The sequence below is a fragment of the Microbacterium lemovicicum genome (genome assembly GCF_003991875.1).
Lineage (GTDB): Bacteria > Actinomycetota > Actinomycetes > Actinomycetales > Microbacteriaceae > Microbacterium > Microbacterium lemovicicum.
The window spans coordinates 161595-179320 of sequence record NZ_CP031423.1 but is presented as its reverse complement, the minus strand read 5'-3'; the positions used below and the strand labels follow the sequence as shown (position 1 = coordinate 179320).

12 protein-coding genes and 1 pseudogene are annotated in these 17726 nt (G+C 72.0%); all 13 read right to left on the bottom strand.

The window, feature by feature from the left end; translation table 11 throughout:
• Positions 1-91: 91 nt before the first annotated feature.
• Positions 92-664 carry a DNA-3-methyladenine glycosylase I gene (locus CVS47_RS00835; RefSeq protein WP_127094385.1) on the bottom strand — a complete coding sequence of 191 codons (573 nt, stop codon included), beginning with the start codon at positions 662-664 and terminating at the stop codon, positions 92-94.
• 49 nt (positions 665-713) lie between these two features.
• On the bottom strand, positions 714-2819 hold the full coding sequence (locus CVS47_RS00830) for an acyl-CoA dehydrogenase family protein (RefSeq protein ID WP_127094384.1): 2106 nt from the start codon (positions 2817-2819) through the stop codon (positions 714-716).
• Between the two features lie 251 nt (positions 2820-3070).
• On the bottom strand, positions 3071-3736 hold the full coding sequence (locus CVS47_RS00825; RefSeq protein WP_206502791.1) for an esterase/lipase family protein: 666 nt from the start codon (positions 3734-3736) through the stop codon (positions 3071-3073).
• A complete protein-coding gene (locus tag CVS47_RS00820; RefSeq protein WP_127094382.1) occupies positions 3736-4527 on the bottom strand; it encodes an alpha/beta fold hydrolase in 792 nt (263 codons plus the stop codon). Before CVS47_RS00820 ends, CVS47_RS00825 begins: the two co-directional genes overlap by 1 nt.
• A 62-nt stretch (positions 4528-4589) precedes the next feature.
• Complete coding sequence (locus tag CVS47_RS00815; RefSeq protein ID WP_127094381.1) at positions 4590-6362, bottom strand: glycoside hydrolase family 3 protein; 1773 nt, start codon at positions 6360-6362, stop codon at positions 4590-4592.
• 49 nt (positions 6363-6411) lie between these two features.
• Positions 6412-8237 (bottom strand): annotated as a pseudogene (recQ, locus tag CVS47_RS00810) (DNA helicase RecQ).
• A gap of 374 nt (positions 8238-8611) precedes the next feature.
• Positions 8612-11251 carry a DEAD/DEAH box helicase gene (locus CVS47_RS00805; RefSeq protein WP_127094380.1) on the bottom strand — a complete coding sequence of 880 codons (2640 nt, stop codon included), beginning with the start codon at positions 11249-11251 and terminating at the stop codon, positions 8612-8614.
• 28 nt (positions 11252-11279) lie between these two features.
• Positions 11280-12734 (bottom strand): sodium/solute symporter, encoded by a 1455-nt coding sequence (locus CVS47_RS00800; RefSeq protein WP_127094379.1) that lies wholly within the window; start codon positions 12732-12734, stop codon positions 11280-11282.
• The gene (locus tag CVS47_RS00795) at positions 12731-13135 is read right to left on the bottom strand and encodes a heavy metal transporter (RefSeq protein WP_127094378.1); all 405 of its coding nucleotides are present in this window, start codon (positions 13133-13135) and stop codon (positions 12731-12733) included. The genes CVS47_RS00800 and CVS47_RS00795 overlap by 4 nt, the downstream gene beginning before the upstream one ends.
• Positions 13132-13866, bottom strand: coding sequence for a LytR/AlgR family response regulator transcription factor (locus CVS47_RS00790; protein WP_127094377.1), 735 nt, complete (start codon positions 13864-13866; stop codon positions 13132-13134). The genes CVS47_RS00795 and CVS47_RS00790 overlap by 4 nt, the downstream gene beginning before the upstream one ends.
• A gap of 29 nt (positions 13867-13895) precedes the next feature.
• On the bottom strand, positions 13896-15074 hold the full coding sequence (locus tag CVS47_RS00785) for a sensor histidine kinase (protein WP_127094376.1): 1179 nt from the start codon (positions 15072-15074) through the stop codon (positions 13896-13898).
• Position 15075: 1 nt separating this feature from the next.
• Positions 15076-15312, bottom strand: coding sequence for a YbdD/YjiX family protein (locus CVS47_RS00780; RefSeq protein ID WP_241240223.1), 237 nt, complete (start codon positions 15310-15312; stop codon positions 15076-15078).
• 18 nt (positions 15313-15330) lie between these two features.
• Complete coding sequence (locus tag CVS47_RS00775) at positions 15331-17607, bottom strand: carbon starvation CstA family protein (protein ID WP_127094375.1); 2277 nt, start codon at positions 17605-17607, stop codon at positions 15331-15333.
• Between the last annotated feature and the right edge of the window lie 119 nt (positions 17608-17726).

The following is a 17726-nucleotide window of genomic DNA, read 5'->3' as shown; positions in this document are numbered from 1 at the left end:
AGGGGATTCCCCTACGTCTCGCGCTCCCGATGCAGTCTCGCGGGAAAGAGCGCGCGTGAGGCCGGGGCGGCGGCGGGCGCGGGCGGGCGGGTCAGGCAGCGCGCCAGCAGCCCGCGACGTGGTCGTCGACCATCCCGCCGGACTGCATGAGCGCGTACATGGTGGTCGGCCCGACGAAGCGGAAGCCGCGGCGGCGGAGCTCCGCGCTCATCGCCGCGGACTCCGGCGTCGTCGCGGGCACGTCGGCGAAGGCGCCGGGGGCCGGGCGCGGCGGTGGCGCGAACGACCACAGCAGCGCGTCGAGCTCTCCGTCGGCCATGTCGCGCACGAGGCGCGCGTTGCCGATGGTGGCGAGGATCTTCGCGCGGTTGCGGATGATCCCGGCATCCGTCATCAGGCGCTCGACGTCCGCCTCGCCGAAGGCGGCGACGGTCTCGGGGTCGAAGCCGGCGAACACCTCGCGGAAGCGCGGTCGCTTGCGGAGGATCGTGATCCAGGAGAGGCCGGCCTGGAAGCCCTCGAGGCTCATCTTCTCGAACAGCTTCCGATCGCCGTGCAGCGGGCGCCCCCACTCCTCGTCGTGGTAGCGGCGGTACTCGTCGTCGTCACCGACCCACGCGCAGCGCGCGCGGCCGTCGGGTCCGAGGAGGACGTCGGTGCTCACGCAGAGACTCTAGCGAGCGCCTCCCCCACCGGACCCGGGGCCGGAGGGCCTACTTCTTCTTGAGCGACTTCTCGGAGACGGGCGCCTCGCCCGACTCGCGCAGGCGGCGGTAGTGCTCGCGGGCCTCGTCCTGGCGGCGCTGCTCGGCACCGGAGGCGATGGGTGCGCGCACGTGCTCCGGCGCGAAGCCGTAGGCGTCGACGAGATCCTGCACGTGGGGGCGCAGGCGCGAGGTCAGACGGTCGATGTAGCGGCTCACCGCGGAAGCCCGCTGCGCCGAGAGACGCCCGTTGATGAGGTACCAGGCCAGGTGCTTCTCGATGAGGTGCAGACCGAAGAGGTCGCGCAGCCAGGTGAGCACCCGGCGCGTGCCCTCGTCGTCGATGCGCGCGACGCCGTCGCTGAACGCCTCCCACTGGAGCAGCTCGGCGTGGGCGCGACCGGCCTCGATGAGTTCGCTCTGGTGGCGGTTGAACAGGGCGGCGGCCTCGGCGCGGGAGAGCTTGGACGCGGGACGGAGGGCACCCGCGACATCGGCCACCATCTGCTGCACGCGCCCCGCGAGGAGCTCGTGCTGCTGCTCGACGCGCAGCCCGAGCTCCACCGATCGGGCGGTCGAGCCGAAATCAGCGACGGCCTGGCCGAGCTGGCGGAGGCCCGCGCCGTGGAACACCCGACCGGCGGTCTGACCGACGGCGAACTTCGCGAGCGCGGCGGTGTCGGCGCCCTTGAACTGCGCGGCGTAGTCGGCGAGCAGGCGCTTGCCGACGAGCTGCAGCAGCACGTTGTTGTCACCCTCGAAGGTGACGAACACGTCGAGGTCGTGGTGCAGGTCGACCATGCGGTTCTCGGCGAGGAAGCCCGAGCCGCCGCAGGCCTCGCGCGACTCCTGGATCGTGTTCAGGGCGTTCCAGGTCGAGAGCGGCTTCAGTGCGGCGGCGAGGGTCTCGAGGTCTTCGCGCTCCTCGGAGGTGTCGGTGCGGCCCGAGAAGACGCCGTCGAACTTCTTCAGCAGCTCGTCGTGCGCGAAGAACTGCGCGTAGTTCTGGGCGAGCAGCGGGATGAGGCGCCGCTGGTGCTTGCCGTAGTCGAGCAGCGTGACCTCGTCGGTGCCCGCGCCGGAGTCGAACTGCCGGCGCTGGCCCGCGTAGGTCAGCGAGATGTAGAGGGCGAGGGCGGTCGCGGTCGTGGCGGAGCCGTCGAGCGACACGCGCCCCTGCACCAGTGCGCCCAGCATCGTGAAGAAGCGGCGGCCGGGGCTGGCGATCTCGCTGGTGTACGTGCCGTCGGCGGCGACCTGGCCGTAGCGGTCGAGCAGGTTGAAGCGCGGGACGCGCACCTGATCGAAGTGCAGGCGGCCGTTGTCGATGCCGTTCAGACCGCCCTTGACGCCGTCGTCCTCGCCGCCGACGCCGGGGAGGAAGTTTCCCTCGTCGTCGCGCAGGGGCACGAAGAAGCAGTGCACGCCGTAGTCGACGCCGCCGGTGATGAGCTGCGCGAAGACGGTCGCGGCCTTGCCGTGCAGGGCGGCGTTGCCGAGGTAGTCCTTCCAGGCGCCGCGGAACGGCGTGTGGATGACGAACTCCTCGGTCGCGGGGTCGTACGTCGCCGTCGTGCCGAGCGCCGCGACATCCGATCCGTGCCCGGTCTCGGTCATCGCGAAGGCCCCCGGGATCGACAGGTCGATGATGCCCGGCAGCCATGCGTCGTGGTGCTTCTTTGTGCCGAGCTGGTGCACCGCGGAGCCGAACAGGCCCCACTGCACGCCCGACTTGATCTGCAGGCTGGGGTCGGCCAGCACGAGCTCCTGGAAGCCGGCGATGTTGGCGCCGTTGTTGTCGAGTCCGCCGTACTCCGTGGGGAACGCGCGGCGCGAGCCGCCCGCCTCGACGAGGAGGTGCAGCTGGGTGAGCACGCGCTCGCGGTGCTGGTCCATCGGCATGCCGGCGACCTGCCAGAACGCGGGGTCCTTGATCATCTCGCGCGCCTCACGGCGCGTCTCGCCCCAGGTTCCGAGCAGGAGGTCGGTCACGGCGGCGACGTCGATGCGCGCCTCCGAGGCCTCTTCCGGGGTGTGCGGGGCGCGGGGAGCACCTCCGGCGGGCGTGCGCCTGCTCGTGGCGGGGCGGTGGGGGCGAACGGCGGCGTCGGCCATGTCGGTACCTTTCGGCGAAGCGTGAAGACGTGTCCACGGTAGGACTCCTCCAACGACCTCCCAAGCGGGTTGGGTGATACCTCCAAGTCGACGGGACCACGTCTCGCCGGCGCGTTGTGCTCCCCCCACAGCCGACGGTGCGGCGGGTCGAGCGGGCATCCCGGCGGGCCGCGGCGGCGGCACTCCGAGGAGGCGACGGTGAGGGACGGCGGGTCGCACGTCGGACCCGCCGGGATGCTCGGCCTCGCCGGCTACTCCGCGAGCGCGGCCACCTCGGCCATCACCCGCGGGTGGGCGAGGATGCGGAAGTGGCCGCCGGTCTCGAGCTCGACGTTCTTGGCGCCGGCGAGTTCGCTGCCCTCCGGGATGTGCGGGTCGAAGCGCCCGTAGATCGAGACGATGCGCGCGTTGACGTCTGTGGAGCGCGAGAGCGCGAGGATCGTCGCGTTCGCCGGCGAGAAGCTCCGCAGCGTGCGGCCGAGCATGAACCGCGCGTAGAGCGATCCGCCGAAGGGCGTCGCGACGGCGACCATGCCGCGCACGCGTTCCGCCCCCTCCCCGCCGGTCATGACCTGCTTGCCGACGAGCCCGCCCTTGCTGTGCGCCACGAGCACCACGTCGGTGAGGCCGTGCGCGACGAGGTAGTCCTCCACCTGCCGCGCGATGTCGGCGACCGGGCGCTGATTGCGGCGCGCGGGTGCCACCACGTGCACGGGATGGCCGCGATCATGCAGCGCGGTGATGAGCGGCTGCAGGAACTGCCACGTCTCGTAGACGCCGGGGAGGATGACCAGGGGCACGCCGGGTCCGGTCCCGAAGCTCTCGGGGGTCGTGCGGTCGAAGGCCGCCCGCACCTGCCAGATGGCGGCATAGGTGTAGTCCTGCACCCACCAGGCCAGGTTGCGCAGCAGCGTCATCACGTCGTCGCCATCGCGCTCTGCGCCGCCGCGAACGCCTCGATCGCAGCGGCGACCGCGCGCGGCGCGGAGTGCTGCGCGTTGTGCGCGTGGCCCGGGACGCTCACCAGGGATCCGCGGCGGGCGCGGTCGCGCAGCCGGCGCGACCACTCGACGCCGGCGATCGGGTCGCGACCGCCGCGCAGCACGAGCACCGGGGCCTCGATCCTCGACACCGTCTCCTCCAGTCGGTAGGTCAGCATGTGGCGGAGCTGCACGAGGTACCACGGGATGCCGCACCGCAGGTAGTCGGTGAAGACGAGCAGGTTCGCGTCCGGCGACTCCCGGAGCGTGTCGACGGCGAGGGCGACCGCCTGCCCCGCGAAGGAGCGATGCCGCTCGTCGGACACCGGCCCGATCAGCACCACGGCGGCGGCCAGGTCGGGGCGATGGGCCGCGAGCTCGGCCGCCCACTGGGTGCCCATCGACTGTCCGACCAGCACGGCGGCACCGACGTCGAGCCGGTCGAGCACCGTGGCGAGGGCGTCCGCCATGTCTCCGGCGTCGAGGTCGTGTCCGGGCTTCGGCAAGCCGCCGAACCCGGGCAGATCGAAGGTGTGGACGGTCGCGCCGGAAGCCGCCAACTCGCCGTGGAGGCGCATGAGGTAACGGTGCGACATCCCGATCCCGTGGATCAGCACGTACGTCCGCGCACTGCCCACGGCCCCGGTCGACGTGCGCGTGCGGAGCTGGAGGTCGTCGACGAACCACGACCGCAGCAGCGGGCGGACGTGCACGGAGGGTCGAGGCATCCGCTCACGATAACGGCGCGCGACCGCCGTACCCGCCGGGTTGTGCGCGCGGGCGCGCCGGGTTAGCGCGCCGGCAGGTCCAGTCCGTGGCCGAAGCGGAACAGCGGGTCGGCGGTGTCGAACGGGACGTCGGGACGGGATGCCTCGACCGCCGCCATGCTGCGCGGCACATCGAACGGCAGCCGGCCCTTCGCCACGGCCGCGCCCGTGAGGACGTCGAGGAGCGCGGCCGCGCTGACCCCCCAGTTCGCGGTGAGGGCGGCCGCGACATCCGCCAGCGGCTCGAGGATCGCCGGCCGGTCCAGGAGCACGTCGACGACGGTGGGCACGGCAGCGGCCACCTCGCGGACGTGCGCGATCACCTCGACGGGGAAGTCGAGCGAACCCGCGTGGAAGAAGTTCTCGAACGCGGTCGCGCGCGTCTCGAACGGCGCGTGGAGGCGGAGGATCGCGACGTCGGCGTCGGCGGGGTCGTCGACGACGGTGCCGTAGGCGGCGGCCGTCTGCGCATCGATCCCCTCGACGTAGAGCCGCGTGCCGGTGGCGAGCGGAAGGATGCCCGTGTCGGCGAGGAGGGTCACCGACGCGCGCTGGGCGGCCTCGCCCTCCGCGCGGAAGTCGGCGCGACCGACGATGCGGTCGGCCTCGTCCTCATCGACGAAGGGGTCGTCGAACAGGCCGAGCGCGAACTTCTCGCGGAGCAGGCGGCGGACGGACACGTCGAGCCGGTCCATGGTGAGGCCGCCCTCGGCGAGGAGCTCGAGGACGAGCTCGGGGCACGCCTCACCGCCGAACTGGTCGGCTCCGGCATCCAGGACCTTCTTCGCCCGCTCCTTCGGCGACAGGTGCTCGACGCCCCACGCGCGCGCCGGATGGGTGTCGCCGAGGATGACCGAGTCGGTCAGCAGGCGCCAGTCGGTGCAGACGACGCCGTCGAAGCCGAAGCGCTCGCGCAGGAGTCCGGTGATGACCGACCTGTTGAACCCGAAGCCGACCTCCTCGTGCTCGGTGCCGACCGGCATGCCGTAGTACGGCATGATCTGGCGGGTGCCGGCCTCGAACGCCGCCTCGAACGGCTTCAGGTGCAGCTCGAACCGCCCGCCGGGGTAGACCTGCTCACGCCCGTAGGCGAAGTGCGGATCCTCGCCGTCCTTCTGCGGGCCGCCGCCCGGGAAGTGCTTCGTCATGGTCGAGACGGATCCCGGACCGAACGCCGCGCCCTGGAAGCCGCGGATGTACGCCGCCCCCATGCGCGAGGTGAGATCGGCGTCCTCGCCGAAGGTCGCCGAGCCGCGCGCCCACCGCGGCTCGGTGGCCAGATCGACCTGCGGGTGCAGGGCGACCCGCATGCCGACGGCGGTGTACTCCTGGCGCGCGATGTCTCCGAAGCGCTCGACGAGGTCGGCATCGCCGATGGCGGCGAGGCCCATCGTCTCGGGCCACTGCGAGAAGGGTCCGGAGTTGATCGCGGCGCCGGGGTTGTCGCTGAACGAATGCCGCGGATCGGTCGACAGCGTCACGGGGATGCCGAGACGAGTGGATGCTGCGAGCCGCTGCAGCGCGTTGTGCCAGGCCGCGAGCTCCCGGCCGGTGGGAGCCGCGCCGAGGACGTTGAAGTGCGTCATGTGCAGTTCGGTCACGTACTCGCGGCCGGACGGGAGGTCGAACGCCCGATTGGCCTGCTCGAGGTCGCCCACGCCGAGCATGGTGTGGAAGAGCAGACCGGCCTTCTCCTCCGGCGTCATCTCCGCGATGAGGAGGTCGACGCGCTCCTCGATCGGCAGCGCCGAGTCGAGCCAGGGGCGGTCGTCGAGGGCCGGGGCGTCGTTGCTCATGGGTCGAGCATAAACCGAACGACGATAGGTTTTGTGGATCGGTCGCGGATCAGTGCTCGGCGATGACCGCCACGACCGCCTCGCCGTAGGCCTCGCGCTTCTTGGCGCCGATGCCGGTGATGCCGTCGAGCGCGGCGAGCGACGTGGGGCGCTGCTCGGCGAGCGCGCGGAGGGTGGCGTCGCCGAACACGATGTAGGCGGGCACGCCCTGCTCGCGCGCCTGCTCCGCGCGCCACGCGCGCAGTGCCTCGAACAGCGGTTGGTCGGCTCCCCCGAGACTCGCCGGCGCCGTCGCGCGCCGCGATCGGGAGCCGCCGCCTCCGCCGCCCCGCCCGAGCACATCGCGACGGAGCGGCACGTCGGCCTCGCCCCGCAGGACGGGAGCGGCCGCGTCGCTCAGACCGAGGGTGCCGTACTCGCCCTGCGCCACCAGGATGCCGCGCGCGAGCAGCTGGCGGATGACGCTGCGCCAGTCCTGCTCGGACAGGTCGGAGCCCAGCCCGAAGGTGGAGAGCCGGTCGTGGCCCTGCTGGCGCATGCGCTCGGTGTCGGAGCCGCGCAGGATGTCGATGAGGTGACCTGCTCCGAACGACTGGTTCCGCTCGCGCTGGAGGCGGACGATCGTGGAGAGCAGCTTCTGCGCCGGGATGAGGCCGTCCCACGTCTCGGGCGCGGAGAGGCACGTGTCGCAGTTGCCGCAGGGGGCCGAGTCCTGGCCGAAGTAGCCGAGGAGGTTCTGCCTGCGGCATCCGATCGTCTCGCAGAGGGCGAGCATGGCGTCGAGATGCTGCCCCAGGCGCATCTTGTACGACCGGTCGCCGGGGCTCTGGTCGATCATGCGGCGCTGCTGCACGACGTCGCCGAGTCCGTAGATCATCCACGCGACCGACGGCTCGCCGTCACGGCCGGCGCGGCCGGTCTCCTGGTAGTAGCCCTCGACCGACTTCGGCAGTCGATGTGCGCGACGAAGCGCACGTCGGGCTTGTCGATGCCCATGCCGAACGCGATGGTCGCGACCATCACGACGCCCTCGTCGCGCAGGAAGCGGGATTGGTGGCGGGCCCGCATGCCGGCGTCGAGACCCGCGTGATAGGGCAGTGCGTCGACGCCCTGGGTGCGGAGGTGCTCAGCGGTGGCCTCGACCGACTTGCGGCTCAGCGCGTAGACGATGCCGGCTTCGCCCGCGTGCTCCTTGACGAAGGAGACGAGCTGGCGGCGCGGGTCGACCTTGGGCTCGATGCGGTACTGGATGTTCGGGCGGTCGAAGCTCGCGACGAAGTGGCGTGCTTCGGGCAGGCGCAGCCGCTCAGTGATCTCGCGGTGCGTGGCGGCGGTGGCCGTGGCCGTGAGCGCCATGCGCGGCACGCCGGGGAAGAGGTCGGTCAGGCCGCCGAGCGCGAGGTAGTCGGGCCGGAAGTCGTGGCCCCACTGCGACACGCAGTGCGCCTCGTCGACCGCGATCACACTGAGCGTGCCGCGCTGGAGCAGGGAGGCCGTGGCCGGCGAGGACAGCCGCTCCGGGGCGACGTAGATGAGGTCGAGCTCGCCGGCGATGTAGGCGCGCTCGACGTCGGCGCGTTCCGCGGGGCTCTGCGTGGAGTTGAGGTAGGCCGCCCGCACGCCGTTGACGGTGAGCGCGTCGACCTGGTCGTGCATGAGGGCGATGAGCGGGCTGACGACGAGGCCGGTGCCCTCTCGCACCAGCGCGGGCACCTGATAGGTGACGCTCTTGCCGCCGCCCGTCGGCATGAGCACGACGGCGTCGCCGCCGCCGATGACGTGCTCGACGATGTCGGCCTGGTCACCGCGGAACGCGTCGTAGCCGTAGACGTCGTGCAGCGCCGCCGCGGCGGTCGGGTAGCGCGCGGCGCGCACGCCGCGGACGGGGGCGGCACTGCTCGGCGCCCGGCTGGGCGCGCTGCTGCTCGCCGCCCGGCTGGTCGCGCTGCGCTCGCCGGTCGCACGGGGACCGGCCGGCCGGTCGTCGAAGCCGCCGGGGAGGTACTCGTCGGGCGGCGGGGCGAACTCGTCGTCGGGCGGTGCGAGCTCATCGGGATCCCACACGAGGTCGGCGTACGGGTCGCCGGGCGCGGCAGGAGGGGTCACCTCTCCAGGGTATCCGCGGCCGCCGACGCAGCCGCCCGCCGGACGGTCCGCAGTGAGCCGCGTGGGAGGACGGTCGCCTCGTGAGGAGCGGATGCCGCGGCATCCGGTGTTCGGCTCGTCACCCGCGGCTCCGGCTGCCCGGGCTACAGCCGGAGCACCTCGGTCACGCGCACGACGGCGGTGCCCTCCTCCTGGGAGGCGGCGAGGTCGACTTCCGCGCGGACGCGCCAGTCGTGATCGCCCTCGGGGTCGTCGAGCGTCTGCTCGACACGCCACACGCCGGGTTCGGACTCGTCGATCGTGACGAGCGCCGGCGACCGCGCGGCGCCGCCCGTGAGCAGCACGTCGTGGTCGTCGTAGTAGCCGTCGAGCGCGGCGGACCAGTCGACCTCGGGGTCGAGCTCGTTGAGGGCGTCATCCTGCTGCAGCGCGGCGAGCTGCACGCGGCGGAAGAGCTCGTTGCGCACGAGCACGACGAACGCGCGGCGGTTCGTGAGCACCGACGGGGGCGCGGGCGGCACGACCGGAGCGGTCGGGTCGGCGACCGGGTTGATGAGGCTCTCCCACTCGTCCACGAGGCTCGAGTCGACCTGGCGGACCAGCTCGCCCAGCCACGCGATGACGTCGAGCAGGTCTTCGGTCTGCGCCTCGGCCGGCACCGTCTGGCGGATCGCGCGGTACGCGTCGCTGAGGTAGCGCAGCACGAGGCCTTCGCTGCGGGCGAGCTGGTAGACGGAGATGAACTCCGCGAACGACACCGCCCGCTCGAACATGTCGCGCACGACCGACTTGGGCGAGAGCTCGAAGTCGCGCACCCATGGCTGGCTCGATGCGAAGACCTCGAACGACTGCGCGAGCAGCTCGGCGAGGGGCTGCGGGTAGGTGACCTCCTCGAGCGCCTCCATCCGCTCCTCGTACTCGATCCCCGCACGCTTCATCGCGGCGACGGCCTCGCCGCGCGCCTGGAACTGCTGCTGCGAGAGCACCGGCCGCGGATCGTCGAGCGTCGCCTCGATGACGCTCACGACGTCGAGCGCGTAGTGGCCGCTGCCGGCGGTCACCGTCGCGGGCGCCGTCTCCGCCGTCTCCTCGGAGTTCCCGCCGTGCTCGCCCTCCGCGGCGTCCTCGGCGGGGGCCGCGCTCGTCGGCGGGGTGGATGCCGCCCCGACGGCGTCGTCGGGATCGAGCAGTTCGATGGCGGCGAGCGCGAAGGGCGACAGCGGCTGATTGAGCGCGAAGTTCGGCTGGAGGTCGACGGTGAGGCGGATGGTGGAGTGCGAGTCGGCCCGCTGCGGTCGCCCACCGGGCGCGGCGTCGCGCACGACCTCGACGACGCCGGCCTGCACGAGGGTGCGGAAGATCGCCAGGGCACGGCGGGCGAGCTCGTACTGGCGGGCGCGAGGCTCGTGGTTGTCGAAGACGAGCGACCGGACGTTCGCGAACACGTCCCCGCCGCGTGCGATGACGTTGATGAGCATGGCGGCCGTGAGCTTCAGCTGCGGCTCGAGCGGCTCGGGCTGGGCGGCGACGAGACGCTCGTACGAGGCCTCGCCCCAGTTCACGAAGCCCTGCGGTGCCTTCTTGCGCACGACCTTGCGCTGCTTCTTCGGATCGTCGCCCGCCTTCGCCACGGCGACGGCGTTCTCGATCTCGTGCTCGGGCGCCATGACGACGACCGTTCCGGCGGTGTCGTAGCCTGCCCGTCCGGCGCGGCCGGCGATCTGGTGGAACTCGCGGGCGCTGAGCTGCCGCATCCGCTGTCCGTCGTACTTCGTGAGCGCCGTGATGAGCACCGTCCGGATGGGCACGTTGATGCCGACGCCGAGGGTGTCGGTGCCGCAGATCACCCGCAGCAGCCCGCGCTGGGCGAGCGTCTCGACGAGGCGGCGGTAGCGCGGGAGCATGCCGGCGTGATGCACGCCGATGCCCGCGCGCACGTAGCGCGACAGCGTGCGTCCGAAGGCGGTGGTGAAGCGGAACCCGCCGATCGCCTCGGCGATCTCGTCGCGCTGCTCGCGGGAGACGATCCGCACCGACGACAGCGCCTGCGCCCGCTCCATGGCCGCCGCCTGCGAGAAGTGGACCACGTAGACGGGCGCGCGGTTCGTCTGGAGCAGCTCCTCCACGGTCTCGTGGATGGGCGTGCGGGCGTAGGAGAAGTGCAGCGGCACGGGCCGCTCCACCCCGGTGACGAGGGCTGTGGGACGCCCGGTGCGCCGCGTCAGATCCGATGCGATGGCGCTCACGTCGCCGAGCGTGGCCGACATCAGGATGAACTGCGCCCGCGGGAGCAGCAGCAGAGGGATCTGCCAGGCGCCGCCGCGATCGGGGTCGCCGTAGTAGTGGAACTCGTCCATCACGACCTGGTCGACGTCGGACTCGGCGCCGTGGCGCAGCGCCAGGTTGGCGAGGATCTCCGCCGTGCAGCAGATGATCGCGGCATCCGGATTCACCGACGAGTCGCCCGTGACCATGCCGACGTTCGACGCCCCGAAGATCTCGACGAGGGCGAAGAACTTCTCGCTCACCAGCGCCTTGATCGGAGCGGTGTAGTAGCTGCGTCCGCCGCGGGAGAGGGATGCCGCGTGCGCCGCGATCGCGACGAGCGACTTGCCCGTGCCGGTCGGGGTGGACAGCACGACGTTCGCGCCGGAGACGATCTCGATGACGGCTTCGTCCTGGGCCGGATACAGCTCGAGTCCGCGACCGTTCGCCCACGTCACGAAGGCGTCGTAGACCGCGTCGGGGTCGCGGCTGTCGCCGATCAGCTCGAGCAGGGTCATCCCCCGAGTCTGCACGACGGCGGGCGGCTCAGCGCTCGGGCAGGTGCAGACGGGCGAGGTAGCGCTCGGTGCGCACGGGCACCCGGCGACGGTCGAGCAGCGACACCGCGATGACGACGAGGGTCGCGAGCGGGATCGTCCAGGCCGCCGGCTGCGCCAGCATCGCCGAGACGAGCCCGGCGTCGGGCACGAGGGCCGACGCCAGCAGGGCGCCGCCGCACGAGAGAGCCCCGCACACCATGCCGGCGACGGCGCCGCGCGCGGTGAGTCCGGCCCACCACACCCCGAGGAGCAGCACCGGAGTGAGCGCGGAGGCGGCGAAGACGAAGACGGTGCCGACGCTGGAGACGAGTCCCGACGGCACGGTCAGCAGGGCGATCGCGAGCGGCACCGCCGTGCACAGCACCGCCGAGATGCGGAACGACCGCACGGATCCCGAGAAGACGTCCTGGCTGACCACTCCGGCGAGAGAGACGACCAGCCCCGACGACGTCGCCAGGAACGCCGCGAACGCCCCCGCCACGATGAGCGCCGTGAGCAGCTCGCCGAGGAGGCCGGGGAACACGCGGGAGGGCAGGGCGAGCACGACGGTGTCGGCGAGCCCCGGCACGGCGAGCTCGGGGGCGACCGCCCGGCCGATGAGGCCCATCGTGCCGGAGACGGAGTAGAAGGCGCCGATCATCGCGATCACGATCACCGTCGTGCGGCGCGCGGCGATGCCGTCGGGGCTCGTGTAGAACCGCACCAGCACGTGCGGCAGGCCGATGGTACCCAGCAGGAGCGCGAGGAGGAGGGAGGCGGTGGCGTAGGCATCCACGCCGGACGGCCCCTCCGCGACGGGGAAGACCACGGACGGATCGAAGGCCGGATCGCCGTCGGAGAGTGCGATCAGGAGGAAGACCACCGGCACGGTCAGCGCTGTGAGCTTGAGCCAGTACTGCATCGCCTGCACCGCTGTGACGGCGCGCATGCCGCCCGCCGCGACGATGCCGGCCACGAGCACCGCCACCAGCACCGCACCCACCCAGGGGTCGACGTCGGCGACCACCCCGAGAGCGAGAGCCGCGCCGTGAAGCTGCGGCACGACGTAGAGCCAGCCGATCACGAGCACCACGATGCTCGTGACGCGGCGGGCGGCCACCGACTCCAGCCGCGCCTGGACGAAGTCGGGAATCGTGTAGGCGCCGCTGCGCCGCAGCGGCGAGGCGACGAACAGCAGCACCAGCAGGTACCCCGCGGCGTAGCCGATCGGGAACCAGAAGCCCTCCGCGCCGGAGAGCAGCACCAGCCCGGCCAGCCCCAGGAACGTGCCGGCGGAGAGGTACTCGCCGCTGATGGCGGAGGCGTTCCACACGGGGCGCACGCTACGTGAGGCGACGAAGAAGTCGCCGGTCGTGCGGCTGATCCGCAGGCCGGCGAAGCCGAGCACGATCGTCGACGCCACGAGCAGTGCGATCGCGACCGTGTCGAACACCGGATTCACAGCCGTCGCAGCCTGTCGTCATCGGGGGCTGCATCGAGCTCGCGATAGCGCCGCTCGTTGCGACCCGCTCCGCGGGCGTAGACGACCGCGAAGAAGAGGATGAGCGGGTAGTAGCCGTAAGCCTGCAGCAGCCACGACAGCGGGACGCCGAAGATCACCGGGTCGTCCAGGCGCGCGATGACGAACACCGCCGCCGTGAACGCGCCCGCGACGAGGAGGAAGCCGAGGAGGCATCCGACGGCGAGACGCAGCTGGCTGCGCACGAGGGAGCGGTCGAACACCGCACCGGCCTCGCTCACGGGCGATCCCGGCAGCGCGATGCCGCGGGTCGCACCGGGTGCGGCCGCGGCGCCCGTCACGCGGACGCGTGCGCGCGACGCCTCGCCGCCGTGGCGGCTCATCCCCCGCTCCGCGCGAGGATCTCGCGCACCGACGCCGCCAGACGCCGGCTCACCGGGAGCTCGATCTCGGCGAGCACCACCGTGGGCGCGGAACCGCCGAGGCGCAGCTCCACGACGGCATCGCGATGCACGAGGTACGACCGGTGCACCCGCACGAATCCGGCATCCGACCAGCGCTCCTCGAGCTCGGAGATGGGCGTGCGCACGAGGTGTCCGCCACCGGCCGTCCAGAGGCGCGAGTAGTCACCCTGGGCGTGCACCCATCGGACGTCGCCGCGTCGGATCAGCCGCACGGTCTGGCCGACCGTGACGGGGATCGTCTCGCCGGCATCCGCTGCCGCGGGGGTGCGGGACGCGGCATCCATCACCCGGTCCACGGCCCTGCTCAGCCTCTCGGCGCGAACCGGCTTCAGCACGTAGTCGACCGCCTGCACGTCGAAGGCCTGCAGCGCGCCGGCGTCGTCGGCGGTGACGAACACCACGGCGGGCGGGGTGTCCGTCGCGGCCAAGGCGCGGGCGAGGGCGAAGCCCGACAGGCCGGGCATGTGGATGTCGAGAAAGGCCCCGGCCACCCGGTGGAGCTCGATGATCCGCAGCGCCTCGGCGCCGTTGGCGGCGGCGTGCACCTCGCCGATGCGCGCGTCGCGGCGCAGGAACGCCACGAGCTCGGCCAGCGCGGGCGGCTCGTCGTCCGCGACGAGCACGTCGACCAGCCCGCCTTCACCCACCATGGCGACCAGGCTACCGAGGGGTCGCCCCGTCAGCCGATGCCCGTCTCGTTCAGCGGCTGCGAGCGCGGCACGCGCATGCGCACCAGCGTGCCCGCCCCCACGTTCGTCTCGACGACAAGCCCGCCGCCCGAGCCGTACAGCGAGCGCAGCCGTGTGTCGACGTTGCGCAGCCCGACGTGGGAGGCCGACGGCTCGGACGCCAGCAGCGAGGCCGCTGCGGCCGGATCCATGCCGATCCCGTCGTCCTCGATCGTGATCTCGGTGTGCGTGCCGTCGTCGTGCGCGGCGATGGTGACGGTGCCGCCGCGCTCGCCGGGCTCCAGGCCGTGCCGCACGGCGTTCTCGACGAGAGGCTGCACGGAGAGGAAGGGGATCACCGTCGACAGGGCCTCCGGCGCGACGCGCAGCCGCACCTGCAGCCGTTCGCCGAAGCGGGCGCGCTCGAGGGCGAGATACGAATGGATGCTGCCGAGCTCCTCCGCGAGCGTCGTGAACTCGCCCTGGCGGCGGAACGAGTACCGGGTGAAATCGGCGAAGTCGAGCACGAGGTCGCGGGCGCGCTCGGGGTCGGTGCTGATGAACGACGCGATCGCCGTGAGCGCGTTGTAGATGAAGTGCGGGCTGATCTGCGCGCGGAGCGCCCTGAGCTGCGCCTCCGCGAGCGCCGTGCGCGACGCCTCCAGCTCGCCGAGGGCGAGCTGCGCGGCGCACCACGTCGCCACCTCCCCCGTCGCGCGCACCAGCGGCGCCCGCACCGGGTCGTCGAAGGCCACCACCGCGCCCCACACCACCCCGTCGACGACGACGGGAGCACCCACCGCCTCGAGGTCGCCCGTGCGCCGGCGGGGGAAGACCTGTCGGCGGCCGGTGGCGCGCACGCGCTCGGCCACGCGCACCGCGGAGTCGTGCAGTCCGTCGGCGCCGTCGCCCGCGACGTCGCCGTCCGGCCCGACGATGGCGACGGCCTCGGCGCGCAGGAGGCTCCGCAGGTGCTTCGCCGCACGGACCCGGTCGGGCGCCTCACGCCCGCCCCTCAGGGCGGAGGCGGCGAGCCCGACGACGTGCAGCGTGCGGTACTCCGCGCCCTCCGCCTCGCTCCCGAGCTCTCGGGCCCCCAGGGCGAAGCGCCGTGCGAAGACGAGCGCGAGGGTCAGCAGCGCGCCCGCGAGGACGCCGGCCGCCCCCGCGAGCACCACCGCGTCGGGCATGTCAGCAGCAGCGCGCGCCGGGGTTGCGGTCCTGGTCGGCCATCCGCTGCCGCCAGAACTGGCGCTCCGTCAGGGGTGGCTCGTCCGGGTGCTGAACGCGGTGGTGGGAGACGTAGGTGTCGTAGGCGCGGTCGCCCATCAGGGTCGTCGTGTACCAGCGGATGCCGCGGCCCACCCGCGCCACGAGGGACCACGCGCCCTCGCGGGGCGCGGAGGCCGCGGCATCCATCTGATCCATGTCCTCAGCATCCCACCGTCAGTGGCGGGACGCCTCCTTCCGCTGCGCGGCGTCCGGGAGGGCCGCCCATTCCTTCTCGATCGCACGCTCGGCCTTCGTCGCGAGGAAGCCGGAGGGTGCGAAGCGGCGCGAGGGCACGTACTCGTCCTCGTGCTGCCCGGTGTCGCCCTTGCCGCCGATCGCGCGGATCGTCACGATCACCGAGGTGACCATCACGACGATGGCGAGCGAGACGAAGATGATCGACAGCGTGCCCTGCACGGCGGTGTTGCGCACGACCGCCTCCATGACGGCCGGCGTGCCGAGCGTGTCATCGCCCGCGGCGAGGGCGTCGCGGTAGCGGACGTGGTTGGCCCAGTAGCCGATCGAGGGCACCGGCGAGAAGATCTTGTACATCGACGCCGTGATGGTGACGACCGCCGTGAAGGCCAGCGGCACGGCGATGATCCACAGCCACTTCACGTAGCTCTTGCCGCGCTTGGCCACGATCGCCAGCACGACGGCGAGTGCGATGGCCGCCAGCAGCTGATTGGCGATGCCGAAGAGCGGGAAGAACGTGTTGATGCCGCCCAGCGGGTCGGTGACACCGAGGATGAGGATCGCTCCCCAGCCGGCCACCATGACCGCGGTGCAGATCCACACGCCCGGACGCCAGGTGACGTCGCGGAACTTCGGCACGAAGGTGCCGATCGAGTCCTGCAGCATGAAGCGGGCGACGCGTGTTCCGGCATCCACCGCCGTGAGGATGAAGAGCGCCTCGAACATGATCGCGAAGTGGTACCAGAAGGCCATCAGCGCGCCGCCGTCGATCGAGCTCATGATGTGCGCGATGCCGAGGGCGAGGGTCGGAGCGCCGCCCGTGCGGGACACGACGCTCGGCTCTCCGACATTCTCCGCCGTCGTGGTGAGCATGTCGGGGGTGAGCGTCACCCCCTGGAGCCCCAGGTTGTTGACGAACGCGACCGCGCCCTCCACCGTGCCGCCGGTCAGGGCCGCCGGAGAGTTCATCGCGAAGTAGATGCCCTGGTCGATCGAGATGGCCGCGACGAGCGCCATGATCGCCACGAACGACTCCATCAGCATCCCGCCGTAGCCGATGAAGCGCGTCTGGCGTTCCTTCTCGATGAGCTTCGGCGTCGTGCCCGACGCGATGAGGGCGTGGAAGCCCGAGAGCGCACCGCAGGCGATGGTGACGAAGAGGAACGGGAACAGCGGCCCCGACCAGACCGGGCCGAGGCCCGTCTCGGCGAACTGCGTGAACGCCGGCACCTGGATCTCCGGCCGCACCAGCACGATGGCGCCGGCGAGCATGACGATGACGCCGATCTTCATGAAGGTCGAGAGGTAGTCGCGCGGCGCGAGCAGCAGCCACACCGGCAGGACGGCCGCGATGAAGCCGTAGACGATGATGCCCCACGCGATCGTGGTGCGGTCGAGCGTGAAGGCGGCCGCGCCCCACTCGGTCTCGGCGATCCAGCCGCCCGCCACGATGGCGAGCATGAGGAGGGCGAAGCCGATGATCGAGATCTCGGTGATGCGCCCCGGGCGGATCCAGCGCAGGTAGCACCCCATGAACAAGGCGATCGGGATGGTCATCGAGACGCTGAAGACGCCCCACGGGCTCTCGCCGAGGGCGTTCACGACCACCAGGGCGAGGATCGCCACGATGATGATCATGATGAGCAGCGAGGCGATGATCGCGGCCGTGCCGCCGATGCGGCCCAGCTGGTCGCGGGCCATCTGGCCGATCGAGCGGCCGCCGCGGCGCATGGAGAAGTACAGCACCAGGTAGTCCTGCACGGCGCCGGCGAAGATCACGCCGATGATGATCCAGATCGTGCCCGGCAGGAAGCCCATCTGCGCGGCCAGGACCGGTCCGACGAGCGGGCCGGCACCGGCGATGGCGGCGAAGTGGTGGCCGTAGAGCACGCGGCGGTCGGTGGGGACGTAGTCCTTGCCGTCCTGCTTGCGCTCGGCCGGCGTGGCCCGGGTGTCATCCGGTCGGGTGATGAACTTCTGGATGACCTTCGAGTAGAACCGGTAGCCGATCAGGTACGTGCACACCGAGGCGAACACGAACCAGATCGCGTTGACGGTCTCGCCGCGGACGATGGCCAGCATCACCCAGGCGAGCCCGCCGAGGAGCGCGATGCCGATCCACAGCAGGATCTTCGGGAGGCTCCAGCGGCCCTCCCGTTCACGCTCGGACTGCGGCACCTCGACCGGTGGCAGCTCGGGATCGGGGGCGAGGGCGGTCGAACCGCCCTTTTGGGAAGAGGGGGGTCGGGTGGACATGGCGATTCTCCTCACGCGCGACACTGTGCGTCTCCCCTCCACGCTAGGCAGGAGCGCCCCTGGGGTGTCGGGCCGACGCTCGTCGTGCGGCGAACGGTCCGATCAGCGCGACGAACGGT

What these genes read in the sequence shown, in the direction of transcription:
- CVS47_RS00790 (WP_127094377.1), bottom strand. Translation starts at nt 13,866, where the DNA reads ATGGTGGGTGAAGGCGGGCTGGTCGACGTGCTCGTCGCGGACGACGAG.
- CVS47_RS00815 (WP_127094381.1), bottom strand. Translation starts at nt 6,362, where the DNA reads ATGAGCAACGACGCCCCGGCCCTCGACGACCGCCCCTGGCTCGACTCG.
- CVS47_RS00785 (WP_127094376.1), bottom strand. Translation starts at nt 15,074, where the DNA reads ATGCCCGACGCGGTGGTGCTCGCGGGGGCGGCCGGCGTCCTCGCGGGC.
- CVS47_RS00795 (WP_127094378.1), bottom strand. Translation starts at nt 13,135, where the DNA reads ATGAGCCGCCACGGCGGCGAGGCGTCGCGCGCACGCGTCCGCGTGACG.
- CVS47_RS00775 (WP_127094375.1), bottom strand. Translation starts at nt 17,607, where the DNA reads ATGTCCACCCGACCCCCCTCTTCCCAAAAGGGCGGTTCGACCGCCCTC.
- CVS47_RS00830 (WP_127094384.1), bottom strand. Translation starts at nt 2,819, where the DNA reads ATGGCCGACGCCGCCGTTCGCCCCCACCGCCCCGCCACGAGCAGGCGC.
- CVS47_RS00805 (WP_127094380.1), bottom strand. Translation starts at nt 11,251, where the DNA reads ATGACCCTGCTCGAGCTGATCGGCGACAGCCGCGACCCCGACGCGGTC.
- CVS47_RS00820 (WP_127094382.1), bottom strand. Translation starts at nt 4,527, where the DNA reads ATGCCTCGACCCTCCGTGCACGTCCGCCCGCTGCTGCGGTCGTGGTTC.
- CVS47_RS00825 (WP_206502791.1), bottom strand. Translation starts at nt 3,736, where the DNA reads ATGACGCTGCTGCGCAACCTGGCCTGGTGGGTGCAGGACTACACCTAT.
- CVS47_RS00780 (WP_241240223.1), bottom strand. Translation starts at nt 15,312, where the DNA reads ATGGATCAGATGGATGCCGCGGCCTCCGCGCCCCGCGAGGGCGCGTGG.